This is a genomic window from Mesorhizobium shonense (assembly GCF_040545255.1).
In the GTDB taxonomy this organism is placed as follows: domain Bacteria; phylum Pseudomonadota; class Alphaproteobacteria; order Rhizobiales; family Rhizobiaceae; genus Mesorhizobium; species Mesorhizobium shonense.
On record NZ_JBEPLM010000001.1, the window covers coordinates 958,982 to 985,105 of the forward strand.

A 26,124-nucleotide genomic window follows, 5' to 3' on the forward strand; every position below is an offset into this window, starting at 1 on the left:
ATCAGCCTCAGATCTCGCCGCCGAGATAAAGACGCTTGACCCGGTCGTCGGTCAGCAATTCGGCGGAGTTGCCGCTCAGCGCGACGCTGCCGGTGGTCAGCGCATAGGCGCGCTGCGAGATGCGCAGCGCCATGCGGGAATTCTGCTCGACCAGGAGAACGCTGACCTTCTCGTCGCGATTGATGGCGACAATCGAGCGGGCGATGTCCTGGACGAGTTTGGGCGCGACGCCCAGCGACGGCTCATCGAGCAAGAGCAGTTTCGGCTTTGCCATCAGCGCGCGGCCGATGACCAGCATCTGCTGCTCGCCGCCGCTCATCGTGCCGGCAGCCTGCGAGAAGCGCTCCTTGAGCCGGGGGAAACGTCCCAGCACCATCTCCATCGTCGCCGCGATCTCGGCCTTGCTTGAACGGGTGAAGGCGCCCATCAGGAGGTTGTCCCTGACCGTCATATAAGGGAAGACGCGGCGTCCTTCCGGCACCATGGCGATGCCCATCTTGACGATCGCGTCGGGAGCGGTGCCGTCGATACGCTTGCCGTTATAGTGGATTTCGCCGGACCTGATCCGGTTGAGGCCGGTGATGGCGCGCAGGATTGACGACTTGCCGGCGCCATTGGCGCCGATCAGCGCCACGGTCTCGCCCTCGTTGACCTCGAGGGAGACGCCTTTCAGCGCATAGACGTGGTCGTAGTAGAGCTCAACGCCGGCGAAGTTCAGGATCTGGTTCATAGGCCGATCGCCTCGTCTTCGCTGCCGAGATAGGCTTCGATCACCTTGTCGTTGGCCTGGATTTCCGACGGCGTTCCCTCGGCGATCTTCTGCCCGAAATTGAGGACCACGATGCGGTCCGAGATCTTCATCACGGCCGGCATGTCGTGCTCGACGAGCAGAATGGTGAGGCCGAGATCGCGCAGGCGCCGCACCATCGCCACCATGCGCATCGTCTCCTCGTGGTTCATGCCGGCGAAGGGCTCGTCGAGCAGCAGAATCGAGGGATCGGTGGCAAGGCCGATGGCGATGCCGAGCGCCCGCAAATGGCCGTGCGGCAGGTTACGGGCGATCTCATTGGCGAGCGAAGCCAGACCGAGCAGCGCCAGGATCTCGTCGGCGGACTGCCCGAATGCCGCTTCGTCGGCTCTCGCCGCGCCGGTGCCGAGGAAGAAGCCGGCGAGGTTCGCCTTCGAGCGCAGATGGTGCGCGATGATGACGTTGTCGCGCACGCTCATGTTCTTGAAGATCGTCGTTTCCTGAAAAGTGCGGACCACCCCCTTGCGGGCAGCGATGTGCGGGGCCATGCCGGAAATGCGCTCGCCTTTGAGGCGCACTTCGCCCGATGTCGGCCTGAGGAACGACGAGATCAGCTTGAACAGCGTCGACTTGCCGGCGCCGTTCGGGCCAATCACCGACAGGATCTCCTTCTCGCGCACCGAGAAGGAGACGTTGTTGACCGCGACCAGACCGCCGAAGCGCTTGGTGATGCCGGAAACTTCGAGCATTTCGGCCATGGCTCAAGCCTTCTTCCGGGTCGGGACCGTGAGGCTGAGCAGGCCGTTGGGCAGCACCAGCATCAGGACGATCATCAGGCCGGAATAGATCAGGAGCTGGAACTGACCGGTCTGGAACAAAAGGTCCCAGCCGAAATAGAGCACCAGGGTGCCCAGCATCGGCCCGAACACATAGCCGAGGCCGCCAAGGAAGCAGTTCAGCATGAAGTTGACGGAATCGGTGACCGTGAAGCTCGACGGATAGATCGACTGCGAGATCGCCGCGAAGATCGCGCCAGCGACGCCGCCGAAGAACGACGAGACGGCGTAAGCGATGACGCGCAGATAGGCGATGTTGACGCCGATCGAGGAGGCGAGCTCCTCGTTCTGCTGCAGCGACTGGCAAAGCTTGCCGATGCGCGAATGGACCAACCTGTACATGACCGCGAAGCAGACCACCATCATCGTGACTGCCAGCAGGTAGAAAGCGAGCCGCGAATTCTGCAGCGTGGAAAAATCAGGGATGATCGTCAGGCCGAACACCGACAACGCGCCGGGCAGCGGGATGCTGACGATGCCCTTGGCGCCGTTGGTGATCGGCAGCGCCAGCGCCAACAGCCGCGCGACCTCGGTCAGCGTCAGCGTTACCATGGCGAAATAGACGCCGCGCAGCCGCAGGATCGGCAGGCCGATCAGCACGCTTGCGGCGGCGCAGAAGAGACCTGCCACGGGCAGCGTCAGCCAGAACGACCAGCCGTGGTCCATCACCAGGATCGCCGAGACATAGCCGCCCATCAGCGCGTAGGCGCCCTGGCCGATGTTGATGCGGCCGATATAGAAGGTGAGCCAGACGCCGGCGCTGGCGATGCTGAGCAGCGCCACCGAGGTCAGCGTATAGTAGAGGTCGAGGCGGCCGCTCAACGAGATCGCGGCCGGCACGGCGATGAAGACGACCGCCAGGAAGGCGACGACCGAAGCGATTTTCATGTTGCGATTGCGGGTCATGGCGCGGTCAACCCCACGGCTTGCCCATCAGCCCGTTGGGGCGGATCGACAGGAACACCATCAGGGCGGCGAAGATGACGAGGTAGGTGACGTCGCCATATTCGCGCAGCGCGGTCAGGCCGACCGATTCCATCATCCCGAGGATGAAGCCGCCGGCGATCGCGCCGCCGACGACACCGGCGCCGCCGATCATCACCATCAGGAAAGCCTTGATCGAGATCGGCCCGCCGATGCCGGAATTGACGCCGGTGATGGTGACCAGCAGACCGCCGACAATGCCGGCGAGCATCGCCCCCATGGCAAAACCGATCATCGAATAGCGGTCGACCCGCACCCCCATCAACTGGGCCGCGACGCGATCCTGGGCGAGAGCGCGCATGGCGCGACCGACACGACTGTATTGCATGTAAAGGACGAAAGCCGCGATGAAAATGATGGCGAGTGCGCCGACGACTAGGCGGTCGTAAGGCATGATAATGCCGGCCTCGTTGAAGACGCCCTTGACGATCTTGGGCACGCCGCGCTGCTTCTCGCCGAAGAGAAGCAGGATGACGGCGTCGAAGAAGAACGCCGTCGCGGCGGCGAGCAGCATAGTGCTCTCCTCGCGGTGGCTTCGCCTGATGACGGTTCGAAAGAGAAACTTCTCCATCAGCGCGCCGATGACGGCAAGCGTCGCGCCGGACGCCAGCAGCGCCACGACGAAAGGCAGGCCGAGCTGACCGTAGACGGTGTAGGTGATGAATCCGCCCAGCACGTACATCTGTCCGTGGGCGAAATTGAGCACGTTCATCAGGGCGAAGATCAGGGTGAGCCCGAGCGCGATCAGCGCGTATTGGGCACCGAGATACAATCCGTTGGCGATGACCTGTTCCATGGACACCTTCGATCTTCCGCGGGGTCCGAGCATCGCCCGGACCCCCGGCATTCGGGAGGAAGCAACCTTAGGAACCTAACCCTAAAGCGCGTCACGATCTTTCAGACTCGCTCATGCGCTTTAGGTTTTTGATTTCACGCATGTCTTTGTCCCGAAACCGGTTCCCACTTTCGGGAGACATGCTTTAGTCGACGGAGCCGACGAATAGGGTCTGGAAAGCACCGTCCTTATATTCATTGACCACCATCGGCACGGCGAGCTGGCGCTTTTGGCCGAACGAGGTCGAGCCGACATAGCTCAGCTTGGCGTCGCCTTTCAGGAAGGGATTGGGCGCCGAGAAGGTGTCCATGGTCTTCTTGAATTCCGCGACGTCGTTGATTGCCGCCGGATTGGCCTTCAACGTGTCGAGGATATATTCCAGCGCGTAGACCTTGGTGTTGGATTCGTCGTTGTATTCGCCGAACATCTTGGTGTAGCGGGCGACGAACTCCTTCATCTCGTCAGAGGCGATCTCCGGCGTGGAGGCGCCGCCGACGGAGATGAAACCGTTGGCGTATTCGCCGGCGCCTTCCTCCAGAACCTTGGCATCCTGCGCCGTCTCGGTCGAGATCAGGCCTTCGTAGCCGAGCTCGCGGGCGGCGCGGATGAGCAGCGGCGCATTTGCGGGCGCCACGCCCGACAGCACCAGCAGGTCGGGCTTCAGCCCGACGATCGGCGTCAGCACCGGCGTGAAGTCGCGGGTGTCGTTCTGGTAGGTGTCGTTCTGGGCGACGATCTCGAGGCCGAGCGCCTTGGCCGCCTCGACGCCGCTGTCACGCTGGCTGAGCGGGTCGGATTCGTTGGCCGCGACAAAGGCGATCGTCTTAACACCCTTGTTTTCCTTGAGGTATTTGTAGATCGCCGGACCCGACTGATAGTTGGCGATCATGCCGAGCACGGCATTCGAGGCCGGCTTCTGGTAGAGCGCCTTGGGGAAGGCATAAGGGAAATAGATGATGCCGTTGGCCTCGGCGACGGGGCGCACCGCGGCGGCGCCGTCGTCGACATTCGGTCCGACCACGTAGTGGATGCCTTCCTGCGCCATCTTCTCCATGCCGGCGATGGCGCGCTTGGGGTCCTTCTGGTCATCGAAGGTGACGATGTTGATGTTGTAGGTATCGTCACCGATCTTGACGCCGCCTTTTTCGTTGAGCCAGGCGGCGCGCGTCTGCATCGAGCGCACATTCGAGGTGCCCCAGGCGGCGGCGGGGCCGCTGGTGACGCCAACGAAGCCGATCTTCAGCTCCTTGTTCTCGGCCTGTGCGGACGGCATGCCAACGGCGGCGATGGCCAGGGCCGAGACGGCGCCAAGCACCATCGATTTCAGAGTCGAGCGTCGATTGATCATTTTTGCAGTTCCCCTTTGGTTATCGCGCTTTGTGTTTTGCTCGTAGGCTGCGCGGATAGCCTAAGGGAAACCTACTGCGGCATATTGTCAACATCTTTCTTATGTTTTGTATACAATGTTTGAGCCGAATGTGTGCGACGACCCACGGCCCCGATCGGAAACGGCGGCAGCAGAAGTTGGCGGTCCGACGAGCGCAGCGCCTCGGCAAACCCGATCAGGATCTCCAGGATCACAAAATAGCGGTGGTCGCGACTTGTCGAGCCGGCCGCGCGAAATGAAAGAGCTGCCGCAAGCGGCTCCTATTTTCCGCAGTGATGGTCGTTGATCTTGTTCAACGCGTTCGCGTCCGGCCCTGTCCGATGGTAGGAGCAGGCGCCCGCCGCGGTGGTGACCAGCATGGCGTCATAGTAACGAGGACCGCCGAACAGGATGTCGATGAGGTCGCCTTCGGCCGGAACATAGCGCTCACGCTCGACCGGGCGATCATGATGCCGGTGGCCAGCGAATGCCGGGGCGGACATGGCAGCGGCCGTGGCCAGAACGAGGGCGGAGACTGCAAGGTATTTCGTCATCGTCAGCAACCCTTCTGGCCATCTGGTACCCAAGCATATAGCCAAAATCGCCAGCGCAACAAAGGTTCCGTCGGCTGGCTTGCAAGTGGCTCTGCTAATGCAGATGCCTCAGCTTGTCGGGATTGCGCATCACATAGATGGCCGCGATCTTCCCGTCCTCGATGTCGAGAGCGGTCGTCTGCAGTTCGCCGTCGGCCTCAAGCGTGACGAAACCGGGCAAGCCGTTGATGAAGCCAAAGCGGACAAGCTGCGAGCGATTGTCCTGAAGCCAGGCGACAACGGTCTCGTACTGTTTGATCACGGCATCGAAGCCGAAGACCGGCGCAATAGCCGCCCGACGCTTGCCGCCGCCGTCGGCGTAAGCGCTGACATCGGCGCTCAGCATCGCGCCCAGTGCCTTCATGTCGCCGCTGCGCGAGGCGTTGAAGAAGGCCTCGGCAAGCTTCAGGCCGCGCTCTTTCTCGACCTTGAAGCGCGGCCGCGCCTCGCGGATATGGCTGCGGGCGCGGGCGGCGAGCTGGCGACAGGCGGCGGGCTCGCGCTCGATCTCCGCCGCGACCTCCTCGAATTGCAGCCCGAACACGTCGTGCAGCAGGAAGGCCGCCCGCTCGAGCGGTGACAGGCGCTCCAGCGCCAGCATCAGCGGCAAGGTGACGTCATCCGGTTGGTCTTCTTCGACGACGGGATCGGGAAGCCAGGAGCCGACATAGGTCTCGCGCTGGCGGCGGGCGGATTTGAGTTGATCGAGACAGAGGCGGGTGACCGTGCGGCGCAGGAAAGCCTCGGGCTCGCGCACCGCGGCGCGGTCGGCCCTCATCCATCGGAGGAAGGCCTCCTGCACCATGTCCTCCGCGTCGGCGACGGAGCCCAGCATGCGGTAGGCGACCCGCATGAGCTTCGGGCGCAGCGGCTCGAAAGCCGCCGCCGCGCCCTCAGATGTCGGCTCCGCCGTCAAGCGGCGGCCGCCTTGCTGACGGCCTTCGTGTTGCCGGCCTTCACCGCCGCCGGATCGACAAAGCCGCCGAAGCCGACCGCGATGCGGTTCCAGCCGTTGATGATGTTGATCATCAAGGTGAGCTTCACGCGTTCCTCCTCGGTGAAATGGTCCTTCAGCGCCTCATAAGCGGCTTCATGCGTATGGCCTTCGCTGATCCGCGTCAGCGCCTCGGTCCAGCCAAGCGCGGCGCGCTCGCGGTCGGTATAGCACGGCGCCTCGCGCCAGGCCGCCAACAGGTAGACGCGCTGCTCGGTCTCTCCGCGTTCGCGGGCATAGGTCGTGTGCATGTTGATGCAGTTGGCGCACCCGTTGATCTGGGAGGAGCGGATCTCGATGAGCTCGGCTAGTGCCGGATCGAGGCTCGACGCGATGGCTAGAGAGGCACGGTGCCACTCCTTCATCAGCGAAGGGGCGGCGGCAAGGGGGTCAAGTCTGGCAGTCATGGTCGGTTCCTTTCGTTGGTTCCGACCTCAAGACGAGCGAGGCTTCCGCCAATGTGACATGGCGCCGAATTTATTGCGCCCCAAGCCCCACTATTCGAACGAGTAGGTAAATCCTTCCGCCGAGGCGCCGACAGTCACCTTCGTCATCTTCGCGCCCTCGAGCGAGCGGTTGAGCACGCCGCGGCTGAGCTCCGGCAGCAGCGTGTTGGTGAGGATGGCGTCGATCATGCGGCCGCCGGATTCGATCTCGGTGCAGCGCGCCTTGACAAGGTCCATGACACCGTCGCCGATGACCAGCTCGGCATCGTTGGTTGCCCTGAGGCGCCGCGCGATCTTGGCGAACTGGTGCCCCGCGATCGCCTCGATCATCGAATCCGACAGCGGATAGTAGGGGATTGTCACCACGCGGCCGAGGAACGCCGCGGGGAACACTTTCAGCAACGGGGCGCGCAGTGCGGTGTCCAGGTCGTCAATCCCGGTCCGCAGGGCGCCATTCTTGGTGCGCTCCATGATGACGTCGGAGCCGACGTTCGAAGTGAGCAGGATCAGCGTGTTCTTGAAATCGATGCGACGGCCCTCGCTGTCGTCCATCATCCCCTTGTCAAAGACCTGGAAGAATATCTCGTGCACGTCCGGATGCGCCTTCTCGACCTCGTCGAGCAGGATCACCGAATAGGGTTTGCGGCGCACCGCCTCGGTCAGGATGCCGCCTTTGCCGTAGCCGACATAACCGGGCGGCGCGCCCTTCAGCGTCGAGACGGTATGCGCTTCCTGGAACTCGGACATGTTGATCGAGATCAGGTTCTGCTCGCCGCCATAGAGCGTTTCGGCGAGCGCCAGCGCGGTCTCGGTCTTGCCGACGCCGGACGGGCCGCAGAGCAGGAACACGCCGACGGGCTTTTCGGGGGCGCCGAGGCCGGCGCGGCTGGTCTGCACGCGTTTGGCGATCATCTCCATCGCGTGGTCCTGGCCGACCACCCGCTCGGACAGAGTGGCGGCGAGCCTGAGCGCCTTCTCGGTCTGGCTGGACAGCATGCGTCCCGTCGGGATGCCGGTCCAGTCCTGCACCACGGCGGCGACCGCGTTGCGGTCGACCGATGGCAGGATCAGCGGCGTCTCGCCCTGCGCCGCGGCGAGTTCCGCCATCAGTTCGCGCAGCCGCGCGAGGTCGGCGGCGGAATCCGCCGATCCCTCGGCAATTGCCTCTGCGACAGGCGCCTCGGTTTTGGCCGCTTCGGCCTTGGCTGCCTTGGCTTTCGAGCCTTTGGATTTCACGGGCTCGGCGTCAGCCGCCTTGCTCTCAGGCGCTTTTGACGCTTCGGACCCGGCCGGATCGGCCCCAGCGGTTTCCTCACCCGCCTCCTCGCTCTCGACCGCATCGAGCGGCACCCCTTCGCCGCGCAGTCTGGCGCGCAGGTCGAGGATCTCGGCCACCAGCGTCTTTTCCCGATCCCAGCGCGCTTGGGCGGCGGCCAAAATGGTCTCGGTTTCCGCCAGCCCGGCCTCGACCCTGGCTTGCCGGTCGGCGACATCGATGCCGATCGCCGCCTCGCGGCCGATGATGCCGCTCTCCACTTCCAGCGCCTGGCGGCGGCGCAGAATGTCCTCGACCTCGGCGGGCGTCGCATGCTGCGAAATCGCCACCCGTGCGCAGGCGGTGTCGAGCAGGCTGACCGCCTTGTCCGGCAATTGCCGCGCCGGGATGTAGCGATGCGAAAGCGCGACCGCCGCCTCGATCGCCTCATCCAGGATCTGCACCTTGTGGTGCTGCTCCAGCACGCCGGCGACGCCGCGCAGCATCAGCACGGCCACCGCTTCCGACGGCTCCTCGATCTTGACCACCTGGAAACGGCGCGTCAGCGCCGGGTCCTTCTCGATATGCTGCTTGTATTCGGCCCATGTCGTCGCGGCGACGGTGCGCAGCTCGCCGCGCGCCAATGCCGGCTTCAAGAGATTGGCCGCGTCGCCAGTGCCCGCGGCACCCCCGGCGCCGATCAGCGTATGCGCCTCGTCGATGAACAGAATGATCGGCACCTCGGAGGCCTGCACCTCGTCGATGACGGCCTTCAGCCGCTTCTCGAACTCGCCCTTGACGCTGGCGCCAGCCTGCATCAGCCCGACGTCGAGCATGCGCACGCTGACGTTCTCAAGCGTCGGCGGCACGTCGCCCTGGGCGATGCGCAGCGCAAAACCCTCGACCACCGCCGTCTTGCCGACGCCCGCCTCGCCGGTCAGGATCGGGTTGTTTTGCCGGCGTCGCATCAGGATGTCGACGATCTGCCGGATCTCGGGATCGCGGCCGACGACCGGATCTATCTTGCCGTCGCGGGCGCGCTGGGTGAGGTCCGTGGCGTATTTCGCCAGCGCCGAATCCCCGCCCGGACCGCGCTTCATCGGCGTCTCGGCGGCGGCCGCGGCGGAAGGCGAGCCGGCTTCGAGCGAGCCTTCGGTGACATCGGCGAAGCGGGAAATGACCCCGTCGGCGTCGATCTTGTCGAACTCCGCGCTGATCTTCGACACCAGGCCTTCGAGTACCGGCGTCTTCAGGCAGGCAAGCAGGATGTGGGCGCTGCGCACCTCCTCCACGCCGAACTCCAGCGTCGCCAGGTTCCAGCCTTCCTGGATGGCGTGGAAGATGTGGTCGGAGAATTCCTCCACCGAGGTGGCGCCATAAGGCAGCTTGTCGATGGCCCGCGTCATGTCGGCTGTCAGCCGGCTGACATCCAGCCCGGCATCGGCGATGATCATCTGCACATCCGAGCGCTCGGACAGCACCAGCTGCTGGATGAAATGGACGAGCTCGACATAGGGATTGCCGCGCAGCTTGGCCGTGTCGGCCGCGGCCTTGAAGGCACGCACCCCCGTGGCGTTGAGCTTGGCGACCAGTTCCTTACGCTTGAAGCTCTGCGATGACCGGCGCTGTTCCATCGAACCTGCTCCCGCAATCTGCCGACAGTACCCTGCCATATAAGCGGCTACTTGACAAAGCCGTGTGATGGGCCGTGTGACGGATAAGGCGTTTGGATCCATCCGGGCGGCACCGCCCGGTTACACAAGCCTTGCAAACTCATCCAACAAACACCGGATTACTGTCCGGACTATGCGAGCCATTTCACATACCCGGTCCGGCAATCGCGCAATGGGTTTCGCCGAAGAAGACGGTCGCGTTTAGCTTCCGTTAGTTTTTGAGCGGCTGCTCAATTGTGGTAGAGTGAGACCGTGTGATAACGTCGCGTCACATAGGGGTCTCAGGGCCGCTGGCTGGGGGTTAGTGTGATTGATCTCGCACTCTGGCTGAATCCTCTGAACGGTGAGAATCCGTCGGGAGAGGACTTGCGCAACGACCCGGCTTTCCACGAGCTGGAGCGCCTGACCGAGCCCCAGGTCAAAGTCGTTCATGACGGCAACAACAAGCCTACCTCGCAATCCAGCCCGGTCGACTGGGCGGCTGTCCTCGAAAAAGCGGAAGAGCTGCGCGCCCGCGGCCGGGATTTGCGCCTGCTGGTCATCGTCGCGCGCGCGCTCGCCAACGAAGAAGGGCTGGCCGGCCTGGCGCAGGGCCTGACGCTTATCGCCAGGACCTTCGACCAACATTGGGACACGATGCATCCGGCATTGCGGCCGAACGCGCCGCCGCGCGATGCCGCCCTGCGCCGCATCAATGCGCTGCTGGATCTCCAGAACGGCCAGGAAGGCCTGCTGGCGAACCTGCGCGAGACGATCTTCTTTTCGCCACGCCAGGTCGGACCGATCAGCGGACGCGATCTCGAACAGGGCGCGCTCGACGAGCGCGTCAGGCTGCAGGAAGCGGCTTCCGGGCTGGGCGCATCCGAAAAAGCAGCGCTGGCGAGCGCTCATAGCCAGCTCTTGAACCGGGTGCGCAGCGGCTGCGCGGCACAGATCGACCAGGCCGGCGACGCGATGGCGTCGCTGCTCGCTGACGCCCGCGCGGCCATCGCCGCCCTCGACGAGGTCGATGCCGCCCTTAACAAGCGTATCGACGGCAATGGCCCCGCCATCCCGGAATTGAAACGGTTCCTGCAGCGTTTGCTGACGACGCTGGAGCGGAATTCGGCCGCCGGCGTCGCGGCGAACGGAGCCGCAAAGCCAGCCCAGCAGCCGGCGGAACCGGCTGCGCCAGCCCGAAACGGTTATCAAGCCGAGGGAGCCGAAGCGATGGCAAGTGCCGCAAGCCATGCTGAACCGGGTGCCGGACTGCCCGACCGGATCACCTCGCGCGACGATGTCGTCAAATGTCTCGACCTTGTCGTCGCCTTCTATGACCGCACCGAGCCGTCCAGCCCGATACCGCATCTCGCCCGCCGCGTGCGCCGCATGGTGCACATGGATTTCGTCGAATTGATGGAAGATCTCGCCCCGTCGGGGCTGAAGGAGTTCCGGCAGCTTGCCGGTGTCCCCGATCCCAAGAAGCCGGCCCAGAAGGATGAAAGGTAGAAAAGCATGCCAGCAGAGAGCAAAGCGAAGGTCATCGAAAGAAACCGCGCCCCGCGCGTGCAGATCGCCTACGACGTTGAGACCTACGGCAGCCCGACGACGATCGAACTGCCGTTCGTCATGGCCGTGATGGCCGATCTTTCCGGCGCTTCACAGACCAAGGAAGCGATGAAGTCGGTTCTCGACCGGACCCTGGTCGAAACCGACGCAAACCGCTTCCCCAAATTCATGGAGGCCATGGGGCCGCGCGTAAAAGCGCGGGTGAAGAACACGCTGCCGCAGGCCGAGGGCGCCGAGCGCGACGAAGAGCTCGCGGTCGATCTCACCTTCTCGAAGATGGGCGATTTCGCGCCGGACAAGATCGCCGAGCAGGTGCCGCAGCTGGCCGAGATCCTCAAGATGCGCCGCCAGCTCGAGGAACTGCTCGGCTTCATGGACGGCCGCGTCGACGCCGAAAAGCGCATCGCGCAGCTTCTGAACAATGAGCCGCTGCTGAGCAAGATCGCCAGCCAGGCGATGGATGACGGCAAGGGCGAGGAGTAAGTCATGGCTGAACAGCAAAAGACCGCAGCCGCCACCGCCGAGGCGGAAGCAATAGATCTCGGCGAATTCAGCGGACTCCTTGAAAAGGATTTCAAGGTCAAGAAGGACGACAGCGAAAAGCTGCAGCAGCTGGTGCGCAACCTGGCGCTGGCAGCGCAATCGCGCTCCGAAACCACCACGATCTCGTCCAACGCGATCAAGTCGATCAAGTCGCTGATTGCCGGCATCGACAAGATGCTGACGACGCAGGTCAACGAGATCCTGCACGCGCCGGAAGTGCGGGAGATGGAGGGCACCTGGCGTGGCCTCTGGTATCTCGTCAACAACACCGAGACGGATACGAAGCTCAAGATCCGGGTGATGAACATCTCCAAGGAGCAGCTGGCCGATACGCTTGAAGACTATGAAGGCCAGATGTGGGACCAGAGCCCGATCTTCAAGAAGGTCTATACGGACGAGTATTCGATGCTGGGCGGCGAGCCGATCGGCTGCATCATCGGCGCCTACGAATTCTCCAACCATCCGCGCGACGTCGGCTTGCTGCGCAACATCTCGGGCGTCTGCGCCTCGGCGCACACGCCTTTCATCGCCGCCGCCTCGCCGCGCCTGTTCCGCATGGACAGCTGGCAGGAACTGCCGAACCCGCAGGACCTGCAGATGATCGTGAACAACCCGGCCTACGCCTCGTGGCAGTCGCTGCGCGAGAGCGAGGATGCCCGCTATATCGGCCTCACCATGCCGCGGGTGCTGGCGCGCCTGCCCTACGGCACCGAGACCGTTCCGGTGAAGGGCTTCACCTTCGAGGAAGAGGTGGGCGGCGACCACAACAAATATGTCTGGATGAACGCCGCCTTCCCGATGGGGGTGAACATCAACCGCAGCCACAAGCTTTACGGCTGGGGCACGCAGATCCGCGGCGTCGAGAACGGCGGCACGGTGCTCAACCTGCCGGTGCATGCCTTCCCGACCGACGACGGATCGATCGCGATGAAATGCCCGACCGAGGTCGCCATCGACGACCGGCGCGAGGCGGAACTCGCCAAGCTCGGCCTGATGCCGATCCTGCACCGCAAGAACACCGATCTCGCGGCCTTCATCGGCGCGCATTCATTGCAGGACGACGAGACGCGCGCCGGCCGTCTGGTCGATCCCGACGCGCAGTCGAACGAGCGGCTCAGCGCCAACCTGCCCTATCTTTTCCCGGTGTCGCGTTTCGCGCACTACCTCAAGGCGATTGCGCGCGACAAGATCGGCTCGTTCAAGGAACGCACCGACATGCAGATCTGGTTGACCGAATGGATCAACCGGTACGTGCTGGCCAATCCAGCCTTTGCCGACGACAAGGCGCGCGCCAAGCGCCCGCTTGCCGCGGCCGAGGTCCAGGTCGACAGCGTCGAAGGCCGGCCCGGTTACTACAATGCCCGTTTCTACCTGCGTCCGCACTACCAGCTGGAAGGCATCAATGCCTCGCTCCGGCTGGTGTCGGAACTGCCGTCAGTGAAGGGCTGAACTCGCAAGCATAGTCATCTTGTTTCGTTTGAAAGCGGTGGAGAAAGACAATGCCGACAACAGTGAGAACCGATGGGCCTTCGACGAAGATCGATGGTTTTTTGAAAGTGCCGGACATCAAGGGCCCCAGCAAGCGCGACGGCCATGAAGACGAGATCGAAATCCATGGCGTCGACTACAAGATGGTCGCGCCCTACGACCCCAATTCGCTGTCGCGGCGCGGTCGTGTTTCAATGGGAATGATCAAATTCATCAAGCACTACGACAAGTCTTCCCCCTACCTGAAGAAGGCGCTGTTCGAGAACAAGGCGCTCGACGAAGTGGTGTTTTCGGCCCGCCGCACCATCGACGGCGAGACCAGCGACTATCTGGTCGTGACGCTCACCGACGCCTCGATCATGGAATACGACATGCGGCAGGCCGCCGATGAGGCCGACCTGATCGAGGAAGAAGTCAGCTTCGCCTACAAGAAGATCAAGTTCGTCTATGACAAGGACGACGAGATCGAAATGGATGTCTATGTCGGCAAGTGAGGCCAAACGGCCCGGCGCAAACAAGGCGCAGCTTGCCGGCAGTTCGCGGGCAAAGCGCGAGGCGGTCCAGCCCTCCCTGTGGGACCGCCTCGTCAACGACCTGCCTGGCCTGACCTCGGAGATCGACGGGCTGCGCCGGTTGCTGGAAGAAGAACTCGGCGCCGAGCGCGTCGAGGCTCTTCTTGCCGGCAGCGCCCGTGCCATCGATGCGGATGCGGAACTCACCCCCGATCAGAAGCGGCGCCTGCAGCGGCTGATCTTCCAGACCGAGCATCGCGCCGAGATCGAAAGCCGCGGCGTGGTGGTGTCGGCACGCGTGCTCAGGGAAGCCGTCCGGCGCGACATCGAGGCCTTGTTCAACACCGAGCGCTTCGAGTCCGTGCCGCTGCTTTCCGATGCCGAGCACGAACAACCCCTGGACGAACTGCCGCCGCTCGCCGACTTTCCGGAGGTGCGCCGCAGCGTCGTCAACTACGGCGTGCCGTCGTTTTCCGGCCGCTCGTCGCGGGATTTCGACCGCGATACTTTGGCGCGCGAGATCCGCGCGGTGCTCGCCACCTTCGAGCCGCGTCTCAAGGAGAGCGCCACCACCGTCAACGTCACCCTCGGCGACAAGACCGTCGGTCTGAAGATCGAGATCGACGCAGTGCTGATCATGACGCCGACGCCGGAACGCATGCGGCTGCGCACTACGGTCAACCTCGACAACGGCCTGGCGCGAACCGAATTCAGGGAGACCTGAGATGGATCGGGTCTTCGTGGAATACTACGAAGAGGAACTGACACATATCCGCGCGCTCGCCGCGGAATTCGCCGACATGCACCCGGCGGTCGCCCGCAATCTTTCCCTCGACACCGTCCCCTGCCCCGACCCCTATGTCGAACGGTTGCTCGATGGCGTGGCCTTCCTCGCCGCGCGCACGCGACTGAAGGTCGATGCGGAGCGCTCGCGCTTCTCGCGCGCCGTGCTCGATGTGCTCTATCCGGACCTGGTCACGCCGGCGCCGGCAACGGCGATGGCTGTTCTGAAGCCCGGCCAGCAGGTGCAATCGATGATCGCCGGCCACACCGTCGCGCGCGGCACGCGGCTGGTCTCCGGCCTGCATCCGGGGCTTTCGACGCGCTCAACCTTCACCACCGCGCAAGAGGTCACGCTGTGGCCGATCGCGATCACCTCTGTCAGCTATTTCCAGGATCGCAGCGCGCTGGCTGCCGCCGGCATCGCACCGATCGGCGGCGTGCGCGGCGAAGCGGCCTTTCGCATCGCGTTCGCCCGGACTGGAAAAGGCAAGCTCAGCGAATTGTCGCTCGACCGTCTCGACCTCTATTTCGCCGGGCGCACCAAGGCGCCGCTCATCTTCGACGCGATCTTCGGCGCCGGCTCGGCCGTCGGCGCGCGGGCCGAAGGCAAGACCAATCCGCTCTCGGCCCTGCCCGAGCCCGAAATGGTCGGCATCCGCGACGACGAGGCGTTGATGCCGCGCACCCGCCCGACCTTCGAGGGATACAGGCTGCTGCGCGAATATTTCATGATCCCGGAGCGCTTCCACTATGTGCGGGTCGCCGGCCTGCAGCCGGTGGTGCGCAAGTGCGAGGCGGGCATCGAGATCATCTTCCTGTTCCGGCGCCCGGTGCCGGAACTCGCCGATGTGACGCCGGCCGATTTCGAGCTCTTCGCGACGCCGCTCATCAATCTCTTCGAGCGGGAATGCAACGTCATCGAGATCGATCCGCGCAGGACGCGGCAGGTGGTGCATGCCGACCGGACGCGGGCGCGAGACTTCGAGATTTTTCGGCTCACCCGGGTCGAGGATGCCGACGCTGAAGGCAGCGAGGCGGAAATTCCGGAGCTGTTCAGCCTCGGACAGAACCGTGGCAGCGGTTGGGTCTACTCGACCGAGCGGCGCCCGCGCCGAGCCACCGAAGACGAGCGGCGCGACGGCCTGACCCGCACCTCCTATACGGGCGACGACGTGTTCCTCGCGGTCTCGCGTCCCACGGGGAACCCGGCGAACCGGCCGCTCAAGCGCCTCGACGTCATGGCGCTCTGCACCAACCGCGACCTGCCGATCCTCGACGACACCCCGACGCTGACGCTGGAGACGGCCGACCCGGTCGAAGCGGTCAGGCTGCTCGGCGCATTGCGGCCGCCGCAGCCGGCGATCCCGGCGTCTCTGCCGGCGAGCGCCGAAGGCGAATCCCGCGCCGACAATCTCGCCTGGCGGCTGGTGGCGCAGCTCTCGCTCAACTTCCTGAGCCTCGCCAAGGAAGGCCGCGGTGTCGATCCGCTGCATGCGCTGCTCGACCTCTATGCCGACCGCGGCGATCCGAGCCTTGCCCGCAATGTCCATTCGATCACGCGCATCGACTCTCGTCCGGTCATCGAACGGCTCAAGATCGACGGTCCGATGTGCTTCGGACGGGGCACGGAGGTGACGCTGCATGTCGACCAGTCGGTGCTGGCGGGGCAAAGCACGCTGCTGCTTTCGGCCCTGCTGGCGCGGTTGTTTGCCCGCCATGCCGGTATAAACGGCTTCGTGCGGACCCGCACGCGGCTGCTGCAGAAGCAGGAGGATGTGCCATGGCCGATGACGCCCGGCAATCGCTACCTGATCTAGCGAAGCCTGCCCCGAGCGAAGCTGCTCTCTCGGAGGGCTTCGACTTTTTTGAGCTGATGCGTCGTCTGGAGCAGGGGGGCGGACTGTTCGGCTATTCTGGCCAGGCCAATCGCGAACCGGCGCGGCTCGGCCAGCATGTGCGCTTGAGCTTTTCGGCCAGGGACGTGGTCAAGTTCCAGGAGGCGAGCGAAAAGGCTCCGGCGCGGGTGACCGTCGCCAATCTCGGGCTGCTCGGACCTGAAGGACCGATGCCGCTGCATCTGACGCGCTGGGTGCTCGACCGGCTGTCGCAGCGCTGGTTCAGCGGCGCCGATGCCGAGCAGACCAGCGACACGACCTTCGTCGACTTCGTCAACATCCTCCAGCATCGGATAATCGCGCTTTACTACCGCGCCTGGGCCGACGCGCATCCGGCGGTGCAGGTCGAACGTTCCGTCGGCGGACGCGTCCGCGCCATGCTGGAAGCGATGGCGGGGATAGGCCTTCCCGGCACCCAGGATTCAGAACTCGACATGGTTCGGCTGCGCCAGGCCGGATCGCTCGCCAACCAGGTCGACGGCGCCGAGCGGCTGACGCTGTTCCTCGCCACAGCCTTCAAGGTGCCGGTAGAGATCAAGGAATTCGTCGCTGCCTGGATCACTATTCCGGCGGCGCTGCAGAGCCGCGTCGGCAAGGCCTATGCGGCGCTCGGGCGCGGCGCCACGATCGGCCCGCGCGTCTTCAGCCGTCAAAGCCGGATCGAATTGCGCGTCGGCCCGCTCAGCCTCGACGACTTCAAGTCGTTCCTGCCCGGGGAGCGGCGCCTTGCCCTGTTCAAGAAAGCGGTGCGCGACATGATCGGCGAAGCGCTCGATGTCGATTTGCGCATCGTGCTTGCGCGCGACGCCGTGCCGCCGCCGAAGATCGGAACCGTCCAGCTCGGCCGAACGTCCTGGCTTGCGCGCCCCGCCGAGAAGGGTGACGCCGACGACCTCAAGCTGCGCACGATCGTCGGCTGGCGGCCGGAAATGGCGGAGGCAGCCTGATGAGCCTGCTGCTGACGCTCGAACAGGGTCCACGCTCCCAGGTGGTGAGACAGACCAAGCTTGACGAGGGCGAGTTGGTGATCGGCCGCAGCGCCGATGCCGGCTGGCAGATCGACGATCCGGACATGTTCGTCTCGCGCGCGCATTGCAAGATCAGCGGGGGCCATGACGGCTACTTCGTCACCGACACATCGAGCAGCGGGCTGTTCATAGATGATTCCGACAGCCCGCTCGGCGCCGGCAGGTCGACGCGACTGCAAAGCGGCATGCGGCTCCGCTTGGGCGACTACGTGCTTTATGTCGAGGTCCAGTCCAAAGCGAGCCAGACGTCGGCCGGCCAGGCGCCGGCAGCTAATCGTTCCACACTTCAATCGTCGTCGCCGGAAGCGCGAAAGCCGCCCAGCATCGGCGGCGACGACTTCTTCTCGGCCAAGGTCGAGGAAGAGCCGCGGCGGCCGCGTCCGGCCGACCTGCCGGACCCGTTCGAGCAGCCTGTGCCCGGCGCTTATGATCGCGCTTCGAACCAGCGCAATTCGCCCGCCTTCGATGACCCGTTTAGCCTGGACCCGGTGGCGACACCGGCACCCAACGATGCCGCAGCGCCCCGCCCATCGGATCCGTTCGGTTTCGATGAGATGCCGTCTCGTGGCGGCACGGCGGAGCCCGCGTCGAAATCGGCTGGCTTCGATGACGATTTTGGGTTCGGGCCGGCGGCGACACCTGCTCAAAGCAACGGCACGGGCCCTGCTGATCAGCGCGAACGACAAGCCGAACCGCCGCAGGCCGCTCGTCCCTGGGATGTGCCAAGCCAAGCGGTCGAGCCTCCGCTGCGCTCCGCTCCGGCCCCCAGGCAGTCCCGCCCAGCACACGCGGCGCCTTCGACGGAGATGGCGCTGCGCACCGCGTTCCTGCGCGGCATGGGTGTCGAGGAAGCCGATTTTCCCGGCCGCGACGCGGTCGCCGAAATGGAGAAGTTCGGCCGCGAATACCGGCTGATGCTCGATGGCCTGATGCAGCTCCTGCGCAAGCGCGCCGAGGAAAAGGGCAGCGCACGCGTCGCCCAAACGATGGTCGGGGCATCGGAGGTCAATCCGCTCAAATTCCTGCCGACGGTCGAGGACGTCATCGTCACCATCATCTCGGAACGAAGCCCGGGCTTTCTGTCCGGCGAAGCGGCGATCTCGGACGCCGTGCGCGATCTCGCGCAGCACCATGTGCGCGCCTGGCGCGGCGTGCAGGCGGCGCTGCGGCGCATGATCGACCGCTTCGATCCGGCTGCGATCGAGGAAGAGCTCAAATCCAATTCCGCGATCGGCAACCTGCTTTCGGGCGGGCGCAACGCCAAGCTGTGGGAGCTTTACCAGAAACGCCATCGCGACATCGCCCAAAGCGCGGAATCGAGCTTCCTGGGCGAGATCGGCGCGGACTTCAGGGATGCTTACGAAGAGGAGTAGGACATGATCGATCGACGCGAATTCATCGTTGCCCTCGGCGCGACGGGGCTGCTTGCGGCTTGCCAGAGCGGCCCGCCGAAACCATCGGTCATCTCGGTCAATGTGAGCGGTGGCGCCGGCATGAATCCGGGACCGGGCGGCGGCGATCGACCGGTGACCGTGCTGGTGATGCGGCTTGCCAGCACCGGCAAGTTCAATTCGGCCGACTATTTCGCGCTGCAGGGCGATGCGGGCTCGGCGCTCGGGGCCGACCTCATCGGATCCGACACCATCTCCGTCGCGCCGGGAAAGACCGCTGCCAAGACCATCACCGTCGAGCCGAACGCGACGGCGCTCGGCTTCGTCGCGCTCATCCGCGAGCCCGGCGGACGCAACTGGCGCACGACCAAGTCGGTATCGCCCGGGTCGAAATTCACCGTCAACGTCAGCCTCGGCAGCGGCGGAATTTCCGCCTGACGGCGACACAACAGACGGCAGTGCAGAGAGTGGCAGCATGAGCGACGCAAACAGGGTGCTGTGGTCCGAGGGGCTCTTCTTGAGGACCCAGCACTTCCAGCAGCAGGACCGGTTCTTCGAGGGGATGGTGCGCGGCGCGTTGCAGGCCGGCCAGCTCCAAACATTCGGCTTCCAGCAGCTGACGCTCGACCAGTCGCTGCTCGACGCCGGCCAGGTCTCCATCGTGTCGGCGCGGGGCATCTTCCCGGACGGCACGCCCTTTGCCATCCCGGAAACCATGGACGCGCCGAAGCCGCTGCCGGTCACGGCCGACACCGGCGCCGGGCCGGTGCTGGTCGCGCTGCCGCTCGAACCGCCCGGCGGCGTCGGTTTCGATCCGGCGCATGCCGCGTCGACCGGCGCGCGCTATCACGGTAGGATCGTTTCGGTGCGCGATGCCGTGCAGGGCGGTGCCGATCCGGAAGAGATCGAGATCGCCCGGCCGCAGGCAGTGCTGCTCGCGCCCGGCAAATCGGTCGGCGGCTATACCGCGCTGCCGATCGCCGACATCAAGGGTGTTCGCGCCGACGGCGGCGTCTCGCTCGACGAGAGCTTCCTGCCGCCGACACTGATCACCGGAGCGGTCGCCTGGTACCGGCAATTGCTGCAGGAGGTCGTCACCGGCCTCGACCAGATCGCCGAGGCGCATGGCAAGATGGTGATGGGCGGCCCCGGCCGCAGCGTCGAGGATCTGTTGATGCTCCACCTCGCCAATGCGGCCAAGCCGCGGCTTGCGCATATGCTGGCGCAGGACGTCTTCCATCCGGCCGAGCTCTATCTCGAGCTTGCCGGGCTTGCCGGCGAAATGGCGACCTACGGCTCCAGCTCGCGCCGGCTCGGCGAACTGCCGGCCTATGACCATATGGCGCCCGGCCCGGCCTATATGGCGCTTGCGGATGCTCTGCGCTCGCTGATCCTCAGTCTGCGCTACATCGAGCCGAAATCGCGCGCGCTGCCGGTCATGCGGCACGCGACCAATGTCTGGAAGGTGCGCATCGACAACCCGAAGCTTCTGGTCGCCAGCCGCATCGTCATCCGGGTCGGATCGGAATTGTCCGAAGACGCGTTGCGAAAAATCTTCGTCAACCAGGCGACCGTCGGCGCCGCCGACCAATTCGAAGGCCTGTGGAAGTCGCGCCTTCCCGGCATTCCGCTGAAGCCCCTGCATTCGCAGCCGCGGGAGATCCCCTATGACGGCGACCGGCTGTGCCTGGAGCTGGACCAGAAGAGCGAGCATTGGGCCTCGCTGCTCGACGCCCCCGGCTTCGTTATCGGCGTTTCCGGTGTCCTGCCGAGCGAGCCGCAGGTCGACTGCTATTCGGTGAACAGGTGAGGCCATGAGCCGGGATGATCCTTTCGGACTGTCGGAGGATCGCGAACGCACGCGCATCAGGCTGACGGGTGCGTCGCCGCGGCCGATGGCGCCGCTGATGCCAACCGCGCCGGTGAAGCTGGCGCGCGCCCATCCCAACATACTGATCAACACATTCGCGCCGTTGCTCGAATTCGCCCCCGAGCTCGAAAGCGCGCTCGCGCCCGAGAACCCTGAAGTGATGCGCACGCGGCTGCTCGACGAACTGGTCCGGGCGCGCGATGCCGCGATGGCAGCCGGCTCCTCGCTCGAAAGGGCCGACCAGGCCGCCTGGGCGGTGGCGGCTCTGCTCGACGACCTCGCGCTCAACACGCCATGGGGCGGCGCCAGCGCATGGCCGCGCCAGCCGCTGGTCGTGATGCTGCGCGGCGACGTCGATGCCGGCACGCAGTTCTTCTCGCGTCTCGACGAGTTGGAGCGGCACCCGAACCGCGACCGTGAAATGCTGGAGCTGCAATATTACTGCCTGGCACTCGGCTTCCGCGGCAAATATCGCGTGCCCGGCCGCGCCGGCGACCGCTCGCTCAACGCCGTTCGCGTGGCGGCGGCCCGCTTCCTGCGCAATGCCGACGCCGAAGACGCGCCTGTGTCGCCGAACTGGAAAGGCGTGATCGCTTCCGACGAGCCGCAGCGCTTCATCGTGCCGATCTGGGTGATGGCGCTGGCGGCAGTGGTGATCGCGGCCGCCGCTTATATCGGCTTGTCGATGGGACTGAGCAGCCAGGCGGTCGAGCTTACCGCGCTGGTGCGCACGCTGCCGCCTCCCTCCCGAGGCGAGGTTACCCGCGCCGCGCCCAAGCCCGATGCACCCGAACCGGAACCGCCGCAGCCGGTCGATTTCGCGTTGCTGCCGGAATTCAAGGCCGAGGCGCCGGATAGCCTCAAGGGAGCGCTGAGCGGCACCGAGAGTGTGTCGCTTGCCAAGCTGGTCATCCAGTCTTCCAACCCCGAGCTGTTCCAGTCGTCGCGGCCGACGCTCACACAAGGCTACGAACCGCTGGTCGAGTCGATCGCCAAGGTGATCCTCGCCAATCAGGAGCTAATCGGAAACGTCACCGTCGTCGGCCACACCGACAATGTGCGCCTGCAGAAATCCAACCCGCTTTCGTCCAACCAGCGGCTGTCGGAAGCACGCGCCGAGACCATAGCCAACCTTCTGGTTCAGGCCGGCGTGCCGCAGGAGCGCATCCATTCCGAAGGCCGCGCCGATACCGATCCAGTGGCCGACAACTCTACGCGTCAGGGCCGCGCGCTCAACCGGCGTGTCGAGATCCTGGTCGAGAAGAGGCTCTGATGTTCATCCTGCGCTTCCTCTGGGCCGTTCTGACCTCGCGCTTCCTCTGGACGCTGATCGGCATCGCGCTGCTTTCGCTGCTGATCTGGGTGTTCGGCCCCATCGTTCAGGTCGGCCCTTATGCACCGTTCGAATCCGACAATGTGCGCATCGCCATCATCGCGGGGCTGATCATCCTGTGGCTGATCTGGCTTATCATCGCACAGCGCCGCGCGATCCGCGCCAACCGCATGTTCGTGGCCGAGATCGCCGCGCCTGTCCAGGAAAAGCAGCTCACCCCGGGCGAGGAGAGCGTCGCGGCGGTCGGCGCCAAGTTCGGCGAGGTCATGGCGGAGCTCAAGCGGCGCAAGCTCGGCGGCCGCAAATTCCTGCGCGAGATGCCGTGGTATGTGATTGTCGGGCCGCCGGCCACCGGCAAGACGACGGCGTTGCGGCAATCGGGCCTCAACTTCCCGATCGACCTCACCGATGATCTCCAAGGCGTCGGCGGCACGCGCAACTGCGACTGGTTCTTCTCGGAGAACGCGGTGCTGATCGACACCGCCGGCCGCTATGTCCAGCAGGAAAGCCAACCGGATGTCGACGCGACCGAATGGCTGGGCTTCCTCGATCTGCTCAAGAAGCATCGCGGGCGGCGGGCGCTCAACGGCGTCATCGTCGCGCTGTCGATCGACGTACTCTCGGAAGGCGACGAAGCCATCAAGGCGCATGGCCGCAAGATCCGCCGCCGGCTGGCCGAGCTGAACGACCGCCTCGAAATCCGCCTTCCCGTCTACCTGATGCTGACCAAGGCCGACCTGATCAAAGGGTTCGAAGCCTTCTTCGGCGGCTTGTCGACGGCCGCCCGCGAGCAGGTCTGGGGCACGACCTTCGCGCTCGACGCGCGCGTCGACGCCAAGACCATCGAGAAGGAGCTCGCCACGCTCGCAACGGAACTGGAACGTCGGCTGGTGCCGCGCCTCGAGGACGAGGACAAGCTTGGCTCCCGCGCGGAAATCTTCCGTTTCCCGGCCCAGCTCGCAAGCCTTTCCGAGCCGGTCCAGGTGCTGGTCGAGGCGATGTTCGGCGAAAGCCGCTACGAAGAGGCGGCCTGGCTGCGCGGCCTCTATCTGACGTCTGCGACCCAGGAAGGCGCGCCGATCGACCGGCTGACCGCGGCGTTGTCCTCGTCCTTCGGCCTGCCGCCGCGCCGCGCGATGCTGGCGCCGCGTGTCGAGAAGCGCAGCTTCTTCCTCAGGAATCTTTTGACCGAAGTCATCTTCAAGGAAGCCGGCTTGGGCACGTTCGATCCGCTAGCGCAGCGCCGCCGCGCCTGGATCTGGCGCGGCGCGGCGGCCGCCTGCGCGCTTGCCGCCCTGCTTGCCGGCGGACTGTTCACCTGGTCCTATCTCGACAACCGCAATGCCATCGCCGAGCAGGCCGGCCAGTTCGAGGCGCTGCAGGCGCCCCTCACGGAAGTCGCTGCCACGCCGGCGTCGGTGGAGCAGCCGACGATGGACGGAGCGCTGGCCGCGATGGACGCTGTGGCCACGGCCCGCACCACGCCGCCCGACGCGGTTCACAACCTGCTCGGACCAACCGCTTCGGCCGAGCTCGTGCGCGCGCAGACCGACACCTACGACCACGCGCTGCGCAACGTGCTGGAGCCGCATATGGTCGCGCTGCTGGAAGCCACGATGTGGCGGCAGATCCGCGATCCGGATTTCATGCTCGGCGCGCTGAAGACCTATCGCATGATGACAGGCCTGTCGCAGATGGACACCGACTTCGTGCAGAACTGGTGGGTGAACAGCCTGCCGGAATTCGCGCCCGCCCCGCCCTTCCCCACCGCCGACGCCGAAGAGCACCAGCTTGCCGCGATCCGCCGCATGACGGTCGACGACAGCTACATCGCCCCGGACAAGGAGCTGGTCGCCGAGGCGCTGAAGACGGTGTGCACGATCTCGCTGCCCGAGCGCGCCTACAAGCAGTTGCTCGCCGATCCGGAAGTGGCGGCCGTCAAGGAATGGGTGCCGGCCAATTTCGCCGGACCGAACGGCGCGAAAGTGTTCGCGCGCCGGTCCGACAAGACGCTGCGCGTCGGCGTTCCCGGCGCCTTCACCTATGCCGGTTTCCACGACGCCGTCCTCGACCGGGTCGAAGATGTGGCCGCGCAGGCGGCGCTCGACCGGGCGGTATTCGCCGGCGGCTGCTCGGAGAACTCCGAGACCTCGGTCTCGGCGCTGTCCGAAGACATTCTAAAACTCTATTACGACGACTATATCGCGCAGTGGGACAGCTTCCTGCGCGACATGCGGCTGGCGCCGCTGAGCGACCTCAATGTCGCCAGCGAAAACCTCAAGGACCTTTCGAGCGCCGATTCCGCGCTGAAGCGTCTGCTGACGGCGGTGGTGCAGGAGACCGACCTGACGCGGTCCGACGAAGCGCCGGCCGACGACAAGGGCGGCGCCGCCGCCAAGACCGGCTCGAAGCTGCTCTCCAAGCTCGGCAAGCTGGGCAAGGTGGTGAAGACGGGTGCGAAACTACTGCCCCGCGCGGGCTCGGCCGACCAGGTCGACATGACCGGCGGCCTGGTTGCCGAGCACTTCAAGCCGCTCAAGGGCACGATCGCCCAGGTCGACGGCCAGCCGCCGGCGCTCGACGCCGCGGTGGTGGCGCTGACGGCGCTATCCAACGTGCTGCAGACGGTGACAGCCAATCCCGACCCGCAGGATGCCATCAAAAAGCAGGGCGGCCTCGCCGAGCTGACGGGCGCGGTGGCCCGGCAGGCGCAGATCCTGCCCTCGCCCATCAACGACTGGCTGGGCGGGATTGCCGGCGACACCAGCGGCCTGTCGCAGAAGGCCGTCACCAACGAGCTCAACGCCATCTGGCGCGCCGACATCCTGCCCTTCTGCCAGGCCGCGCTCAACAACCGATATCCGTTCAGCCCAGAGAGCGCGGTGGACGTGAATGTGCGCGATTTCCAGCGGCTCTTCGGTCCCGCCGGCCTGATCGACGCCTTCATCAACGACCATCTGATCAACTATGTCGACACGGCCAGCCAGCCGTGGAAATGGCGCGCCGATTTCGGCCTCGACCCGGCGGCGCTGGCGGCGTTCGAGCAGGCAAGACACATCCGCGACGACCTCTTTCCCGGCGGCACCGGCCCGGTGATGAACTTCACGCTGGAGCCGAAGGACCTGTCGCCCAACGTGGGGCGCGTGACGCTCAACCTCGATGGCCAGAACCTCGTCTACTACAACAATGCGACGAGGCCGCAGCCGATGACGTGGCCCGGCAAGGACGGGACGGGAGTGATCTCGCTCGCCTTCCAGCCGGTCGACGGCTCGCCCGAGGTGATGCTCAACGAGACCGGCAGCTGGGCGTGGCTGAGGATGCTGCGCGGCGGCAAATTCGCCGGCACCAAGCTCACCGACGTCTACACGCTACGGCTCGGCACGAAAGGCATGTACGCCGATTTCGAGCTCAAGGCGGCCAGCGTCGAGAACCCGTACACGCTCGAGATGTTCAAGAAGTTCACATGTCCGCCGCAGATATGAACACCGGCTTCTACGGCAAGATCCCAGCGACCGGAGATTTCGTGGCCGCGAACCTGCCGCGCACTTTCATCGACCGCTGGGACCGGTGGATGTCGATGGAATTGCGCGCACGGCCCGACGAGGGGGAATTGGATCCGCGTGTCTGGCGCTTCACGGTGCCGGCCGGCATCTTCTGCGACCAGCCTTGCGCCGGCGCGTGGCGGATGAGCGAGGATCGCGTTGGGCGCAGATATCCATTCGTGGTCGCCACCGTCGGGCGATCGCCCCGCATGGACGACCAATGGTTCGATGCCGTGTCCAAGATCGCAGGTGATGCGGTGTCGCACTACTGGACGAGCGCCGTGGTCGCCGAGCGGATCAACGCTGTTCAGCCGCCGCCTACCAACCACGTGGAGCCCAAGATCGTCTTTTGGAGCGACAACTGGAACGTCCACGAGTGCCATTTTGAAGATATTCATGATCTAGCCGAGAACGGCCTGCCCATAATGCGCACGGTGCCCCTGCCGGCGGAGGAAAGCTGA

22 protein-coding genes are annotated in these 26,124 nt (G+C 65.1%); 13 read left to right on the top strand and 9 right to left on the bottom strand.

Translation table 11 applies throughout. The features are described 5' to 3' along the window. Positions 1-7: 7 nt before the first annotated feature. The 9 genes from ABID26_RS04835 to tssH form a co-directional block, all read right to left on the bottom strand. The gene (locus tag ABID26_RS04835) at positions 8-730 is read right to left on the bottom strand and encodes an ABC transporter ATP-binding protein (protein WP_292373788.1); all 723 of its coding nucleotides are present in this window, start codon (positions 728-730) and stop codon (positions 8-10) included. Continuing rightward, on the bottom strand, positions 727-1,506 hold the full coding sequence (locus tag ABID26_RS04840; RefSeq protein WP_126101664.1) for an ABC transporter ATP-binding protein: 780 nt from the start codon (positions 1,504-1,506) through the stop codon (positions 727-729). Before ABID26_RS04840 ends, ABID26_RS04835 begins: the two co-directional genes overlap by 4 nt. Positions 1,507-1,509: 3 nt before the next feature. After that, positions 1,510-2,490 (bottom strand): branched-chain amino acid ABC transporter permease, encoded by a 981-nt coding sequence (locus ABID26_RS04845; protein ID WP_292367935.1) that lies wholly within the window; start codon positions 2,488-2,490, stop codon positions 1,510-1,512. Positions 2,491-2,497: 7 nt separating this feature from the next. Then, positions 2,498-3,364: a branched-chain amino acid ABC transporter permease gene (locus tag ABID26_RS04850; protein WP_292373786.1), complete on the bottom strand. Its 867-nt coding sequence runs from the start codon at positions 3,362-3,364 to the stop codon at positions 2,498-2,500. A 184-nt stretch (positions 3,365-3,548) separates the two neighbouring features. Then, positions 3,549-4,751 carry an ABC transporter substrate-binding protein gene (locus ABID26_RS04855; RefSeq protein WP_292367937.1) on the bottom strand — a complete coding sequence of 401 codons (1,203 nt, stop codon included), beginning with the start codon at positions 4,749-4,751 and terminating at the stop codon, positions 3,549-3,551. A gap of 299 nt (positions 4,752-5,050) precedes the next feature. Then, positions 5,051-5,323: a hypothetical protein gene (locus tag ABID26_RS04860; protein WP_126101668.1), complete on the bottom strand. Its 273-nt coding sequence runs from the start codon at positions 5,321-5,323 to the stop codon at positions 5,051-5,053. A 94-nt stretch (positions 5,324-5,417) separates the two neighbouring features. Next, entirely contained in the window at positions 5,418-6,215 is a 798-nt protein-coding gene (locus ABID26_RS04865; protein ID WP_292373830.1) for a sigma-70 family RNA polymerase sigma factor, read from the bottom strand. Between the two features lie 59 nt (positions 6,216-6,274). Beyond that, positions 6,275-6,763 carry a carboxymuconolactone decarboxylase family protein gene (locus tag ABID26_RS04870; protein ID WP_292373784.1) on the bottom strand — a complete coding sequence of 163 codons (489 nt, stop codon included), beginning with the start codon at positions 6,761-6,763 and terminating at the stop codon, positions 6,275-6,277. A gap of 90 nt (positions 6,764-6,853) precedes the next feature. Then, entirely contained in the window at positions 6,854-9,691 is a 2,838-nt protein-coding gene (gene tssH / locus ABID26_RS04875) for a type VI secretion system ATPase TssH (protein ID WP_292373782.1), read from the bottom strand. A gap of 345 nt (positions 9,692-10,036) precedes the next feature. On the opposite strand from tssH, the gene tssA reads away from it, so the two are divergent. Genes tssA through tagF form a run of 13 tightly spaced genes read left to right on the top strand, consistent with a single transcriptional unit; the run spans position 10,037 to position 26,124 of the window. Next, on the top strand, positions 10,037-11,218 hold the full coding sequence (gene tssA, locus ABID26_RS04880; protein WP_354414128.1) for a type VI secretion system protein TssA: 1,182 nt from the start codon (positions 10,037-10,039) through the stop codon (positions 11,216-11,218). A 6-nt stretch (positions 11,219-11,224) separates the two neighbouring features. Then, a complete protein-coding gene (gene tssB / locus ABID26_RS04885; RefSeq protein ID WP_126101673.1) occupies positions 11,225-11,761 on the top strand; it encodes a type VI secretion system contractile sheath small subunit in 537 nt (178 codons plus the stop codon). Between the two features lie 3 nt (positions 11,762-11,764). Next, on the top strand, positions 11,765-13,270 hold the full coding sequence (tssC, locus tag ABID26_RS04890; RefSeq protein ID WP_126101674.1) for a type VI secretion system contractile sheath large subunit: 1,506 nt from the start codon (positions 11,765-11,767) through the stop codon (positions 13,268-13,270). 50 nt (positions 13,271-13,320) lie between these two features. Then, entirely contained in the window at positions 13,321-13,803 is a 483-nt protein-coding gene (locus tag ABID26_RS04895; RefSeq protein ID WP_126101675.1) for an Hcp family type VI secretion system effector, read from the top strand. Further along, positions 13,790-14,545, top strand: coding sequence for a type VI secretion system baseplate subunit TssE (gene tssE / locus ABID26_RS04900; protein ID WP_126102822.1), 756 nt, complete (start codon positions 13,790-13,792; stop codon positions 14,543-14,545). The genes ABID26_RS04895 and tssE overlap by 14 nt, the downstream gene beginning before the upstream one ends. A 1-nt stretch (position 14,546) precedes the next feature. Then, complete coding sequence (tssF, locus tag ABID26_RS04905) at positions 14,547-16,421, top strand: type VI secretion system baseplate subunit TssF (protein ID WP_292373777.1); 1,875 nt, start codon at positions 14,547-14,549, stop codon at positions 16,419-16,421. After that, positions 16,385-17,446 carry a type VI secretion system baseplate subunit TssG gene (gene tssG, locus ABID26_RS04910; protein WP_126101677.1) on the top strand — a complete coding sequence of 354 codons (1,062 nt, stop codon included), beginning with the start codon at positions 16,385-16,387 and terminating at the stop codon, positions 17,444-17,446. Before tssF ends, tssG begins: the two co-directional genes overlap by 37 nt. Further along, positions 17,446-18,900 carry a type VI secretion system-associated FHA domain protein TagH gene (gene tagH, locus ABID26_RS04915; protein WP_292373775.1) on the top strand — a complete coding sequence of 485 codons (1,455 nt, stop codon included), beginning with the start codon at positions 17,446-17,448 and terminating at the stop codon, positions 18,898-18,900. The genes tssG and tagH overlap by 1 nt, the downstream gene beginning before the upstream one ends. Before the next feature lie 3 nt (positions 18,901-18,903). After that, a complete protein-coding gene (tssJ, locus tag ABID26_RS04920) occupies positions 18,904-19,356 on the top strand; it encodes a type VI secretion system lipoprotein TssJ (protein ID WP_126101679.1) in 453 nt (150 codons plus the stop codon). Between the two features lie 37 nt (positions 19,357-19,393). Then, on the top strand, positions 19,394-20,728 hold the full coding sequence (tssK, locus tag ABID26_RS04925) for a type VI secretion system baseplate subunit TssK (protein ID WP_126101680.1): 1,335 nt from the start codon (positions 19,394-19,396) through the stop codon (positions 20,726-20,728). Between the two features lie 4 nt (positions 20,729-20,732). Next, on the top strand, positions 20,733-22,061 hold the full coding sequence (gene tssL, locus ABID26_RS04930; RefSeq protein ID WP_126101681.1) for a type VI secretion system protein TssL, long form: 1,329 nt from the start codon (positions 20,733-20,735) through the stop codon (positions 22,059-22,061). Continuing rightward, positions 22,061-25,603 (top strand): type VI secretion system membrane subunit TssM, encoded by a 3,543-nt coding sequence (tssM, locus tag ABID26_RS04935; protein WP_292373773.1) that lies wholly within the window; start codon positions 22,061-22,063, stop codon positions 25,601-25,603. The genes tssL and tssM overlap by 1 nt, the downstream gene beginning before the upstream one ends. After that, positions 25,585-26,124: a type VI secretion system-associated protein TagF gene (gene tagF, locus ABID26_RS04940; RefSeq protein WP_126101683.1), complete on the top strand. Its 540-nt coding sequence runs from the start codon at positions 25,585-25,587 to the stop codon at positions 26,122-26,124. Before tssM ends, tagF begins: the two co-directional genes overlap by 19 nt.